Origin of the sequence: Streptomyces sp. NPDC048196 (assembly GCF_040652715.1) — a bacterium.
Classification (GTDB): Bacteria; Actinomycetota; Actinomycetes; order Streptomycetales; family Streptomycetaceae; genus Streptomyces; species Streptomyces siderophoricus.
The window spans coordinates 1-12398 of sequence record NZ_JBEZMM010000045.1 but is presented as its reverse complement, the minus strand read 5'-3'; the positions used below and the strand labels follow the sequence as shown (position 1 = coordinate 12398).

Sequence of the window (12398 nt, the reverse complement as noted above, 5' to 3'; positions counted from 1 at the left end):
GCCCGGCAGCGGATTTGGCATCCCCGGACAACTTTCAACTCGCCCTGAGCACCCCGTAGTTGGGTTCCCGTACTGACCGGCGAGCGAGCCCGGGACCAGTTTCCGGGCCGAGGACAGGAGCCCTGCATGTCCCGCAAGAGAAGAGTCACCCGGCGACAGAAGATCGTGGTCGCGGTGAGCGCCGCGGCGCTGGTGGGTGGTATCGCCATCGTCACGACCGGCACCAGCCAGGCGTCGGTGGCCTGCGACGGACTGGCCACCGCCCTGAGCAACAACCAGAAGTTCATCGCCGACCAACAGGCCCACCCCGACGCCCAGTCGGCGGCACGGATCGCCAACAGACAGGCGGTGATCAAGGAGATCCAGGTCAAGCAGCAGGCCGCCGGCTGCAGTGGGGGAGGCGGCGGCGCCGAGGCGGGTGCGCCACCCCAGGGCGGTGCGCCGCCCCAGAGCAGCGCACCGCCCGCCTCCGAGGCGCCACCGGGTTCCTCGGCCGACCCGACCTCCTCGGCCGACCCGTCCGCGTCCGGTGCTCCGCCCGCGGCCGGCGGCGACGTGGTCTGCCCCGGCTCGACGGTCACCCTCTCCGGCGAGGGCGGCGCACCGGCCGCGTCCAGCGACCAGTTCCCCGCCGGCACGAAACTGAAGGTGACCAACCTGGACAACAACAAGTCGACGACGGTGTCCGTCACCTCGACGTCGGGCAGCTGTGTGCTGCTCAACAACGCCGCGTTCGAGCAGGTACGGGAGGAGGGCAAGTTCCTGATCCGGCACGCCCGCATCGAGCGCGTGGGCTAGCGCGGGCGGGCCGCCCCCGGGGCGAGAGCCCGGGGTGAGAGCCCGTTCGTGAAAACCCCTCCGGTCCGGTGGCCGGTGACGGAAGCCGCCTCCTCCGTCACCGGCCACCTTGTGCCGGACGGGCCCGGCGCGGACCGATGGGCCCGGACCGAGGGGCCCGGAACGGCTCAGGAACGGGCCCCTGTACGGGCGACCTCGCGGCGTGGCCGCTTGCGTGTCGGGGCCCGGCGGGGTGGCCTGAAGCCCCCAGCGTTCCCCAGGAGGCACCGATGCCCGTGCACCACCGACGCCGCACCGCGCGTGCCGCCGTGCCCGCCGCCGTGGTCGCGACCGTGTCCGCCGTGCTGGCCGGTGCGTTCTGCGCCGCCCCGGCCGGCGCCACCGAACCACCACCGCCGCCCGCCGGCCAGGGACTGCTGCTGACCATCTCCGGGGACCACGACACCTGGATCCGCGGGGTGCGGCTCTCCTGCCCGGACGTCTACGGCCGGCACCCCCACGCGGCCGCCGCCTGCGACGCGCTGACCTGGGCACGCGGCGACTTCGACGCACTGCCCGGCGAGCCGCACGCCTGCACCCGGCAGTACGACCCGGTCACCGTCAGCGCGACCGGCAACTGGCGCGGCGGTCCGGTGAACTGGCGCAAGGAATTCCCCAACGCGTGCACGCTGGACTCCGCCACCGGGCCGGTCTTCCGCTTCTGAGCGCCCTCAGTTCGGCCGGGCCGCCACCACCCCGACCGTCACCACGGCCAGGATCACCCAGCAGAACCAGAGCCAGCCATTGGCGCCCAGCGCCACGGTGTAGGCGGTGGCGGCCACCAGGCCGGTCACCGTGCACACGGCCATCGTCCTCACAGATCCGGGCATCCCGCATCCTCCTCACGGCAGCCCGGAGCCGGCAACGCAGCGGGCCGCGGCCATGGGACCATCGTCCCCGGCCGCGGCCCGTACCGCCAGACGGTCGACCCACCCGCTTGCCGCCCTACCGCCCCCGCGCGTTGAGCGAGGCGAGGTACGCGTTGTAGTCGGCGAGGTCCTGGTCGCCGTTGCGGTCCGCGGCCCGGTCGGCGCGTTGCGACTGTCGCTCCTCGGACTTGTACCACTGGAAGACCAGCGCGATCAGCACCACGACGGACGGGATCTCGCTGAACGCCCAGGCGATGCCGCCGGCGGCCTGCTGGTCGGCCAGCGCCTCGATGCCGAGCGAGGCCGGCGGGTGCAGGAAGGTGTCGACCATCGGCTCGGAGGCCATCATCAGCGCGATGCCGAAGAAGGCGTGGAACGGCATGCCCGCGAAGAGCTCCAGCATCCGCATCACGTAACCGGGCCGGTGCGGCCCCGGGTCGACGCCCATGATCGGCCAGAAGAAGACCAGGCCGACCGCGAGGAAGTGCACCATCATCGCGATGTGCCCGGCCCGGGACTCCATCAGGAAGTCGAACAGCGGCGAGAAGTAGAGCGCGTAGAGGCTCGCGATGAACAGCGGGATGGTGAAGGCGGGGTGCGTGATGACCCGCATGTAGCGGCTGTGCAGCAGCGCCACCAGCAACTCCCGCGGCCCCTTGCGGCCGCGCCCGGCGGTGGGCAGCGCCCGCAGCGCCAGCGTCACCGGCGCACCGAGCAGCAGCAGGATCGGCGACAGCATGCTCACGATCATGTGCTGGACCATGTGCACGCTGAACATCACCATGCCGTAGTCGTTCAGCCGGGTGCACATCGACAGCGCCACGGTGAGCACGCCCAGGGCCCAGGCGACGATCCGGCCGAGCGGCCAGGCATCGCCCCGGCGCCGCAGCCGGACGACCGCCCAGCCGTACAGCCCGAGGGCCAGCAGGCAGCCGATGAGGAAGACCGGATCACCACCGAACGCGAGGCCCCGCCCCAGCGTGAACGGCGGTAGATCCATCTGCATGCCGTCCATGCCGTGCCCGCTGTGATGCATCCGCTCGCTCCTGATTCGTACCAATGCTCCGGCGACAAGCGTAGAACCGCCCCCGGCCGTGATCGTGGCCGGGGGCGGGTCGTACAGCGGGGAACTACCGTGCGCAGCGGACGGCGGTGCCGTGCGCGGTGGCCGGGGTCACAGGACGCACTCGGCCTCGTCGTAGCGCGCGGCCGGCACCGTCTTCAGCGTCTCCACGGCCTCGGCCAGCGGGACCAGCGTGATGTCCGTGCCGCGCAGCGCGGTCATCATGCCGAACTCCCCGCGGTGCGCGGCCTCGACGGCGTGCCAGCCGAAGCGGGTGGCCAGCACCCGGTCGTACGCGGTCGGGGTGCCGCCGCGCTGGACGTGGCCGAGGATGACCGGCCGGGCCTCCTTGCCGAGGCGGTTCTCCAGCTCGACGGAGAGCTGCCGGGCCACGCCCGCGAACCGCTCGTGCCCGTAGATGTCCTTGCCGCCGATGTCGAACGACATGGTGCCCTCGCGCGGCTTGGCGCCCTCGGCGACCACCACGATGGCGAACTTCTTGCCGGCCTCGAAGCGGGCCGAGACCCGCGCGGTGAGCTCGTCGATGTCGAAGGGACGCTCCGGCACCACGATCGCGTGCGCCCCGGCCGCCATGCCGGAGTGCAGCGCGATCCAGCCGGTGTGCCGCCCCATCACCTCGACGATCATGACCCGCTGGTGGGACTCGGCGGTCGTCTTGAGCCGGTCCAGCGCCTCCGTGGCGACGCCCACCGCGGTGTCGAACCCGAACGTGACGTCGGTGACCGCGATGTCGTTGTCGATGGTCTTCGGTACGCCGACGATCGGCAGCCCGGCGTCCGACAGCAGCCGCGCCGCCTTCAGGGTGCCCTCGCCGCCGATCGGGATGATCGCGTCCAGGCCCAGCTCGGCGACGTGACCGCGGGCCCGCTCCACGCCGTCGCGCAGATGGGCCGGCTGCACCCGGGACGACCCGAGGATGGTGCCGCCGCGGGCCAGGATGCCGCCGACGGCGTCGAGGTCGAGCTTGCGGTAGTCGGCTTCCAGCAGGCCCTTCCAGCCGTCGCGGAAGCCGATCACCTCATCGCCGTGGTCGGCGGTGGCGCGGTGGACGACGGAGCGGATGACGGCGTTCAGACCGGGGCAGTCGCCGCCGGAGGTGAGGACACCAATACGCATTGCTCGAAAACCCTCTGCAACGTAACCGGGGGGCCCGGACCCCGTCGTCCGGTTGTATGCCGCTCACCCTACAAGCGCGGGGCCCCCGGGCACACGTACGCCCGCAGTGCGGACTGCGGGCGTACGAAAAGCCGTGAAAAGCCGTGAAAAGGCAGCTGTTGCTCAGGCGGGCTGGGTCGCGGCGGCGATCCGCTCCTGGCGGAGCGCCTCGTACCAGCGGTCGTCCACCGGGGGCAGTGCGTTGACGTCCAGCGCCAGCTTGATCAGCAGGTCGGCGATGTGCGGGTTGCGGGCCATCACCGGGCCGTGCATGTACGTGCCGAAGACGGTGTCGTTGTACGCGCCCTCGTAGCCGTCGCCGACACCGTTGCCCTTGCCGAACCGGACCTTGGCGAACGGCCGGGCGGTCGCGCCCAGGTGCGTCACGCCCTGGTGGTTCTCGAAGCCGGTCAGCGGCGGCAGCCCCAACTGCGGGTCGATGTCGGCGAGTACGTCACCGACGCAGCGCTCGCCCTCACCGCGGGTGGACACCACGTCCAGCAGCCCCAGGCCCTGCTGCCGCTCACCCAGGTCGTTGATGAACTCGTGGCCCAGGATCTGGTAGCCGGCGCACACCGAGAAGACGATCGCGCCGTTGGAGACCGCGCGGCTCAGACCGCCGTCGCGGATCAGCCGCTCGGAGGCCAGCCGCTGCGGCCGGTCCTCACCGCCGCCGATCAGGTAGATGTCGCCGGAGGTGGGGATCTGCTGGTCGGACCGTACGTCCACGCGCTGGACGTCCAGACCACGCTGGCGCGCCCGCCGCTCCACCACCAGGGCGTTGCCCTGGTCGCCGTAGGTGCTCAGCAGGTCCGGGTAGATCCACACCAGGCGCAGGCTGTTGTCACTCATGCTTGCTCGTCCTTGTCGTGAAGGTGGGTGGATCACGGTCAGTTGCCCACCCGGCGGCGCAGGTCCTGGAAGGCCGTGTAGTTGGCGATGACCTCGATGCGGCCGGGCGGCGCCAGCTGCACCGCCTCGTCCAGGCTCTCGCACACCTGGAAGTCGAGACCCGCGACCTCCAGCCGCACCGCCAGGTCCAGCTTGCGGTCACCGAGCACGAAGATCGGGTGTCCGGCCAGCCGGGTGTAGTCGACGTCCCACAGCCAGGAGGTGTCCGTGCCGTCCGCGCCGCGGGCGTTCACCGACATGATCACCGGGGTCGGCGGCGGGTCGATCAGCGAGAACGTCTCCAGCCAGCCGGCCGGGTTCTTCGCCAGCAGCAGCCGCAGCTCGCGCTGCTGGAACGTGACCACGTCGTAGCGGCCGGCGACCGCCTGCACCGAGAACATCCGCTCCAGGGCCACCTGCGGCGGCACCCCGAAGGCGGCGGCGACCGCCGCGGAGGTGGTCGCGTTGGCCTTGTTGGCCCGCCCCGGAAGCTGGAGCTTGATCGGCCAGGCGCTGCCGTGCGGGTCGAGGACGTGATCGCCGGAGAGCGCCCAGCTGGGCGTGGGGCGGCGGAAACCGCACTCGGCGCAGAACCAGTCGTCGCCCGGCCGCTGCATCACACCACCACAGGAGGGGCAGGACCAGGCGTCGTCCTTCCACTCCTGGCCGGCCGCGACCCACACCACGTTCGCGGACGACGAGGCCGCCCACACGATCAGCGGGTCGTCGGCGTTGGCGACGATCAGGGCCTTGGAGCCGGCCAGGCCCTCGCGCCACTTCTCCGCCAGCATCCGGGTCTCGGCGGCCCGGTCGAGCTGGTCGCGCGAGAGGTTCAACAGCGCTATGGCCTTCGGCGTGACGTCCCGCGCCACCCCGGCGAGGTACTTCTCGTCGACCTCGATGACGCCGTACTTGGCGTCCGAGCCGCCGGCCAGGGCGGAGGTGATGCCGGCCGGCATGTTGGCGCCGAGCGCGTTGGAGACCACCGGGCCGCTGGCCCGCAGCGCCTCGGCGATCAGCCGCGTCGTCGTGGTCTTGCCGTTGGTCGCCGACACCAGGACGACGTCCAGATGCCCGGCGAGCCGTGCCAGCAGGTCGGGGTCGAGCTTCAGCGCCACCCGGCCACCGATCACCGATCCGCTGCCGCGGCCCGCCGCGCGCGACACCGCCGCCGCGGCCTTGCCCGCCGTCACGGCCAGCTTGGCCCGCGGCGACAGCGGCTCCGTGTTGCCTGCCATCGTCCTAGATCCTCCTTGCATCCGGCGCCCGGCGTGCGGCTGCCGGTGGAACGCCTCCTCCGCTGCCGACGACCGGCCGGAGGCTTCGGTCGGGGATCAGCCTATCGAGATCCGGCGGCGGCCCCGAACCCCGCCACCCGTCCGGCGACATCCGGCGGTGCCCAGGACCGTACGCTTGTCCCATGCGCCTCCGCACCATCCCCGGCAGTTCCGGCCGGCCCCGCCCGCTGCGTCTGCTCGGCGATCCGGCCCTGACCGGGCCCTGTCAGGAGGTCACCGCGTTCGACGATGAGCTGGCCGCGCTCATCGAGGACATGTTCGCGACGATGTACGCCGCGCACGGCGTCGGGCTCGCCGCCAACCAGATCGGCGTTCCGCTGCGGGTCTTCGTCTACGACTGCCCCGACGACGAGGACCGCCGCCACCTGGGGCACCTGGTCAACCCCCGGCTCGTCGAGACCGACGGACCGGTGATCCGCGGGCCCGAGGGGTGCCTCTCGCTCCCCGGCATCGAGGCCGGCACCCCGCGCCACGACCGCACCGTGGTGACCGGTTTCAGCGCGTCCGGCGAGCCGCGCACGGTGACCGGCACCGGCTTCTTCGCCCGCTGTCTGCAGCACGAGTGCGACCATCTCGACGGCGGTCTGTACGTCGACCACCTCACCGGGCTGCGCCGCCGCCGGGTGCTGCGCGCCGCGGCCCGGTCGCCGTGGGCCGCGGACCCGGAGCCGTCCGGCCGCTGATCGGCCGGCTCCCCCTCCGGCCCCTGGCCCTCTGTCCTCTCTGTCCCCTCTGCTGTCGTACGTCCTCAGAACCCGGGGCTGTCCTCGCGGTCCTTGAGGGCGGCCAGCTGGCCCCACAGCAGATCGGTCAGGTGCTGGACCAACTGCTCGCGGGAGCAGGGGCGTTCGCGCAGCCACCAGTCGCCGGCGCCGTGCATCATGCCGACGATGCCGTGGCCCCAGACCCGGGCCCGCTCCTCGCCGCCGGGGCCGAGGTCGAGGCGTTCGATGATCACGGTGGCCAGCTCCTCACCGAGCCGGCGCAGCAGCGGAGCGGCGTGCCGCCCCACGTCGAAACCGGACTCCGACGGGGTGTTCTCCTCCGCCGGGTGCATCAGGAAGCGGTAGACCTGCGGACGGGCCTCGATCGCGAGCAGATAGGCGTCGAGAGTGGCCTCGACCCGGTCGCGGCGCAGGACCGACGCGTCCAGCGCGGTGCGCAGGTTGAGCAGCAGGGCGTCGGTGTGCCGGACGGCCAGCGCGCGGTACAGGCCGCCCTTGTCGCCGAAGTGCCGGTAGAGGATCGGCTTGGTGATGCCCGCCTCCGCGGCGATGGCGTTCATCGAGGCGTCCGGGCCGTCGCGCAGCACGATGCGCTCGGCGGCCTCCAGCAGCTCCCGCCGTCTGCGCTCGGTCGCCGAGTGCCGGCGGCCGCTGTTGTCTGTGCTCTCCATGGTCGTGCTCCCCACCCTCGTGACTCCGTGGCGCTCGCGCAACGTAACACCCGATCTTCGCCGGTAATCCGGCACAGGGGGAGTTGACATCGCTTACTGACGAGTAACACACTTCGCGTTACCGCTAGTAACACGAGAAATGCCTGCACTGGAGGGGACATGGCCGAGTTCACCATGGAGCTCAACGACGAGCAGAAGGAAGTCCGTGACTGGATTCACGGCTTCGCCGCGGACGTCGTGCGCCCCGCCGCCGCCGAATGGGACGAGCGCGAGGAGACCCCCTGGCCCGTCATCCAGGAGGCAGCGAAGATCGGCCTGTACTCGCTGGACTTCTACGCCCAGCAGTTCTTCGACCCCACCGGCCTCGGCATCCCGATGACCATGGAGGAGCTCTTCTGGGGCGATGCGGGCATCGCGCTGTCCATCGTCGGCACCGGTCTGGCCGCCGTCGGTGTCCTCGCCAACGGCACCGAGGAGCAGATCGGCACCTGGGTCCCGCAGATGTACGGCGACGCCAACGACGTCAAGGTGGCCGCCTTCTGCTCCTCCGAGCCCGACGCCGGCTCGGACGTCGCCTCGATGCGCACCCGCGCCGTCTACGACGAGGCCAAGGACGAGTGGGTCCTCAACGGCACCAAGACCTGGGCGACCAACGGCGGGATCGCCAACGTGCATGTCGTCGTCGCGGTCGTCGACCCCGAGCTGGGTTCCAAGGGCCACGCCTCCTTCATCGTCCCGCCGAACACCCCCGGCCTTTCCCAGGGCCAGAAGTTCAAGAAGCACGGCATCCGCGCCTCGCACACCGCCGAGGTCGTCCTGGAGGACGTCCGCGTGCCCGGCCACTGCCTGCTCGGCGGCAAGGACAAGCTCGACGAGCGCCTCGCCCGGGCCCGCGAGAAGGCCAAGGCGGGTGGAGAGAGGGTGAAGAACGCCGCGATGGCGACGTTCGAGGCGTCCCGCCCGGCCGTCGGCGCCATGGCCGTCGGCACCGCCCGCGCCGCCTACGAGGAGGCGCTGGAGTACGCCACCACCCGCGAGCAGTTCGGCCGCCCGATCATCGACAACCAGGGCGTCGCCTTCCAACTCGCCGACATGCGCACCCAGATCGACGCGGCCCGCCTCCTCGTCTGGCGCGCCTCCTGGATGGCCACCACGGGCAAGCCCTTCACCTCCGCGGAGGGCTCGATGTCCAAGCTGTTCGCGAGTGAGACCGCCAAGAAGGTCACGGCCCAGGCCATCCAGATCCTCGGTGGCAACGGCTTCACCCGCGAGTACCCGGTGGAGCGCATGCACCGCGACGCCGCGATCTACACCATCTTCGAGGGCACCAGCGAGATCCAGCGCCTGGTCATCGCCCGGACGCTGTCGGGGATGCCGATCCGGTAACGGCGGACTTCCGTAGGCGTGGCGCGGCCCATCCGGTGACGGGTGGGCCGCGCCGTCTTCACGGGAAAGTCACAAGTTCTTCACTTCATCTATTTCTGGATTCAACAAGCCGCTACTCTCGCCCTCCCGGAACAACCTTGGGGGGATCGTGACGTATCAGCAGCATCCGGCCCAGCCCGGACACCAGCCGCCACCGCCGCCCGGCATGTACGCCCCGCCGCCGAAGAAGATGAGCACCGGAGCGAAGATCGGTCTCGGGTGCGGCGGTGCGGTGGGCGTGTTCGTCGTCCTCGGTGTCATCGGCGCAGCCCTCAGCGGGGGTGGCGCCTCATCCGGGGCCGACAAGCCGGACAAGGTCGCCGCGGCCCCGAAGCGGGAGCAGCAGGCGAAGGATGACGCCAAGTCCGCTGCGGCGAAGGGGAGTTCGGACCCGGAGAAGCGCAGCGCGGCTCCGGAGGCGAAGCCCAAGGCGCCTGCGTCGCAGGCCGACCGGTTCAAGGCGTTCGTGAACAAGAACGGGACCGCCAACGAAAAGGCGGCCATCGCGCACGTCACCAAGGTCCAGGGCGCCGACGAGCAGAACGACATCCTCGACTCGGTCGACGTCTACACGGACTTCACCGGCGGGATCATGGGGCCGCACCAGAGCGAGGGGAAGCTCATCGCGAGCGCCTTCGCCGACTGGAAGGACTCCAAGAACGGTCTGGTCACCATCTATGACGCCAAGGGGGAGCTCCTCTCCAACGGCAACTTCTAGTCCGGTCTGATCCGGACACCCCGACGCCCCGCCGCGAGCAATCGCGGCGGGGCGTCGTCGTTTCGGTGGCCGCCCCGCTGTGCGGTGCGAAAGACGCCCCTTGCTGCAGGTCTTCCGGTCGGGCCGGCGGGGCTGCCCCTTGACGGCCGGTGCGTCGCGCTTTAACTTCCTTCCATAAAGCAAAACATTGATTCCACGATACGGAATCAGGTGTCCCGGCTCTCGCCGGGGTCCGCTCGTGACAGGTCGACGCAGGAGTACGCGATGCCTCGAATGACAGCCGCCCGCGCCGCGGTGGAGATCCTCAAGCGTGAGGGCGTGACCAACGCCTTCGGAGTGCCGGGCGCCGCGATCAACCCCTTCTACGCCGCGCTCAAGGGCGCCGGCGGGATCGACCACACGCTGGCCCGTCACGTCGAGGGCGCCTCGCACATGGCCGAGGGCTACACCCGGACCCACCCGGGCAACATCGGCGTCTGCATCGGCACCTCCGGCCCGGCCGGCACGGACATGATCACCGGCCTCTACTCCGCGATCGGTGACTCCATCCCGATCCTCTGCATCACCGGCCAGGCGCCGACCGCGGTGATCCAGAAGGAGGACTTCCAGGCCGTCGACATCGCCTCGATCGCCAAGCCCGTCACCAAGGCCGCGACCACCGTCATGGAGGCCGCCCAGGTCCCCGGCGTCTTCCAGCAGGCCTTCCACCTGATGCGTTCCGGCCGTCCCGGCCCGGTCCTGATCGACCTGCCGATCGACGTCCAGCTCACCGAGATCGACTTCGATCCGGAGACCTACGAGCCGCTGCCGGCCTTCAAGCCGACCGCGACCCGCGCGCAGATCGAGAAGGCCCTCGCGCTGCTCAACGAGTCGGAGCGCCCGCTGATCGTCGCCGGTGGCGGCATCATCAACGCCGACGCCGCCGACCTGCTGGTCGAGTTCGCCGAGCTGACCGGCATCCCGGTCATCCCGACCCTGATGGGCTGGGGCATCCTCGCCGACGACCACGAGTTGAACGCCGGCATGGTCGGTCTGCAGACCTCGCACCGCTACGGCAACGCCAACTTCCTGGAGTCGGACTTCGTCCTGGGCATCGGCAACCGCTGGGCCAACCGCCACACCGGCAAGCTGGACGTCTACACCCAGGGCCGCAAGTTCGTCCACGTCGACATCGAGCCCACCCAGATCGGCAAGATCTTCGCCCCGGACTACGGCATCGCCTCGGACGCCAAGGCCGCGCTGGAGCTGTTCGTCGAGGTGGCCAAGGAGCTCAAGGCCGCGGGCAAGCTGCCCGACCGCGGCGAGTGGGCCGCCTCCACCCAGGAACGCAAGGCCCAGCTGCAGCGCCGTACGCACTTCGACAACATCCCGATGAAGCCGCAGCGCGTCTACGAGGAGATGAACAAGGCCTTCGGCCCGGAGACCCGCTACGTCACCACCATCGGCCTGTCCCAGATCGCCGGCGCGCAGATGCTGCACGTCTACAAGCCGCGCCACTGGATCAACTGCGGCCAGGCCGGCCCGCTCGGCTGGACCATCCCGGCCGCGCTGGGCGTCGCCACCGCCGACCCCGAGTCTCCGGTGGTCGCCCTCTCCGGTGACTACGACTTCCAGTTCATGATCGAGGAGCTGGCGGTCGGCGCCCAGCACAAGATCCCCTACGTCCACGTCCTGGTGAACAACGCGTACCTGGGCCTGATCCGGCAGGCGCAGCGCAACCTGGACATCAACTTCCAGGTCAACCTGGAGTTCGAGAACATCAACTCGCCGGAGATCGGTGTCTACGGCGTGGACCACGTCAAGGTCGCCGAGGGGCTGGGCTGCAAGGCCATCCGGGTCACCGACCCGAACGAGCTGGGCGCCGCCTTCGAGGAGGCCAAGAAGCTGGCCGCCGAGTACCGCGTCCCGGTCGTCGTCGAGGCCGTCCTGGAGCGGATCACCAACATCTCGATGAGCGGCAGCGACATCGCCAGCGTCAACGAGTGGGAAGAGATCGCGACCGAGCCGGGGCACGCCCCCACCGCGATCAAGCCGCTCAAGTCCTGACGCCGGACCGGCCCGGCGTTCCGCCGCCGGGCCGGATCCGGAGGCGAACCGGGCGCGCTCTTGACCGGCGCGCCCGGCCTCGTCACCATCCCGTAGCACGGGCATACCGTAATGCAGAAACAAAAATCCGCTATCCGGAAGGAGCGCCGGCCCTCATGGGTTTCACGGACACGCGCTTCAACGTCAATCTGTCGATCCTGTTCACCGAGCTTCCGTTGCTGGAGCGGCCGGCGGCCGCGCGGGCGGCGGGTTTCACGGCGGTGGAGCTGTGGTGGCCGTGGGTGGACGCCCCGGTTCCGGACGAGGCGGAGCTGGCCGCGCTGCGGACGGCGCTGACCGAGGCCGGTACGCAGCTGGTGGGGCTGAACTTCTACGCCGGTCAGCTGCCGGGGCCGGATCGTGGTGCGCTGTCGATTCCGGGGGAGGAGTCGGAGAAGTTCCGGGCGAATGTGCCGGTGGCCATCGAGTTCGCCCGCTCGCTGGGCTGCACGACCTTCAACGCCCTGTACGGCAACCGCGTCGAGGGCGTGGATGCGGCCGAGCAGGATGCGCTGGCATTGGAGAACCTGGTGTACGCCGCGCGAGCGGTCGGTGAGGTCGGTGGGACGCTGCTGATCGAGGCGCTCAATGCACCCGAGTCGCCGAAGTGCCCGATCGTCTCGGCGCCCAAGGCCATCGA

The 12398-nt window shown here is 70.6% G+C and carries 13 protein-coding genes; 7 read left to right on the top strand and 6 right to left on the bottom strand.

Annotated features, from left to right (window positions below; genetic code table 11):
- Positions 1 to 126 precede the first annotated feature (126 nt).
- Together AB0E02_RS30890 and AB0E02_RS30885 are read left to right on the top strand one after the other, a co-directional pair.
- The gene (locus AB0E02_RS30890) at positions 127 to 798 is read left to right on the top strand and encodes a hypothetical protein (protein WP_362145299.1); all 672 of its coding nucleotides are present in this window, start codon (positions 127 to 129) and stop codon (positions 796 to 798) included.
- A 269-nt stretch (positions 799 to 1067) separates the two neighbouring features.
- Positions 1068 to 1502 (top strand): SSI family serine proteinase inhibitor, encoded by a 435-nt coding sequence (locus AB0E02_RS30885; protein WP_362145296.1) that lies wholly within the window; start codon positions 1068 to 1070, stop codon positions 1500 to 1502.
- A gap of 6 nt (positions 1503 to 1508) precedes the next feature.
- Here the strand turns inward: AB0E02_RS30885 and AB0E02_RS30880 are convergent, their stop codons facing one another.
- The 5 genes from AB0E02_RS30880 to AB0E02_RS30860 all read right to left on the bottom strand — a co-directional run bounded on the left by AB0E02_RS30880 (position 1509) and on the right by AB0E02_RS30860 (position 6074).
- The gene (locus tag AB0E02_RS30880) at positions 1509 to 1667 is read right to left on the bottom strand and encodes a hypothetical protein (protein ID WP_030414632.1); all 159 of its coding nucleotides are present in this window, start codon (positions 1665 to 1667) and stop codon (positions 1509 to 1511) included.
- A 115-nt stretch (positions 1668 to 1782) separates the two neighbouring features.
- Entirely contained in the window at positions 1783 to 2742 is a 960-nt protein-coding gene (locus AB0E02_RS30875; RefSeq protein WP_362145292.1) for a cytochrome c oxidase assembly protein, read from the bottom strand.
- 138 nt (positions 2743 to 2880) lie between these two features.
- Complete coding sequence (locus tag AB0E02_RS30870) at positions 2881 to 3906, bottom strand: 6-phosphofructokinase (RefSeq protein WP_030414634.1); 1026 nt, start codon at positions 3904 to 3906, stop codon at positions 2881 to 2883.
- Between the two features lie 162 nt (positions 3907 to 4068).
- Positions 4069 to 4797: a glutamine amidotransferase gene (locus AB0E02_RS30865; protein ID WP_030414635.1), complete on the bottom strand. Its 729-nt coding sequence runs from the start codon at positions 4795 to 4797 to the stop codon at positions 4069 to 4071.
- Positions 4798 to 4835: 38 nt separating this feature from the next.
- A complete protein-coding gene (locus AB0E02_RS30860; RefSeq protein WP_030414636.1) occupies positions 4836 to 6074 on the bottom strand; it encodes a MurT ligase domain-containing protein in 1239 nt (412 codons plus the stop codon).
- Positions 6075 to 6256: 182 nt separating this feature from the next.
- Here AB0E02_RS30860 and def point away from each other — a divergent pair, with 182 nt between their 5' ends.
- Positions 6257 to 6817, top strand: a complete 561-nt coding sequence (def, locus tag AB0E02_RS30855) for a peptide deformylase (RefSeq protein ID WP_362145287.1) — start codon at positions 6257 to 6259, stop codon at positions 6815 to 6817.
- Between the two features lie 65 nt (positions 6818 to 6882).
- On the opposite strand, the gene AB0E02_RS30850 is transcribed toward def, so the two are convergent.
- Entirely contained in the window at positions 6883 to 7530 is a 648-nt protein-coding gene (locus tag AB0E02_RS30850) for a TetR/AcrR family transcriptional regulator (protein WP_261954205.1), read from the bottom strand.
- A 159-nt stretch (positions 7531 to 7689) separates the two neighbouring features.
- On the opposite strand from AB0E02_RS30850, the gene AB0E02_RS30845 reads away from it, so the two are divergent.
- The 4 genes from AB0E02_RS30845 to AB0E02_RS30830 form a co-directional block, all read left to right on the top strand.
- Positions 7690 to 8916, top strand: a complete 1227-nt coding sequence (locus tag AB0E02_RS30845) for an acyl-CoA dehydrogenase family protein (RefSeq protein ID WP_362145282.1) — start codon at positions 7690 to 7692, stop codon at positions 8914 to 8916.
- A 148-nt stretch (positions 8917 to 9064) separates the two neighbouring features.
- Positions 9065 to 9673 carry a hypothetical protein gene (locus AB0E02_RS30840; protein WP_362145278.1) on the top strand — a complete coding sequence of 203 codons (609 nt, stop codon included), beginning with the start codon at positions 9065 to 9067 and terminating at the stop codon, positions 9671 to 9673.
- Between the two features lie 264 nt (positions 9674 to 9937).
- The gene (gcl, locus tag AB0E02_RS30835) at positions 9938 to 11719 is read left to right on the top strand and encodes a glyoxylate carboligase (protein ID WP_362145276.1); all 1782 of its coding nucleotides are present in this window, start codon (positions 9938 to 9940) and stop codon (positions 11717 to 11719) included.
- A 155-nt stretch (positions 11720 to 11874) separates the two neighbouring features.
- On the top strand, positions 11875 to 12398 hold a 524-nt coding region (locus tag AB0E02_RS30830; protein ID WP_362145273.1), incomplete at its 3' end, for a TIM barrel protein.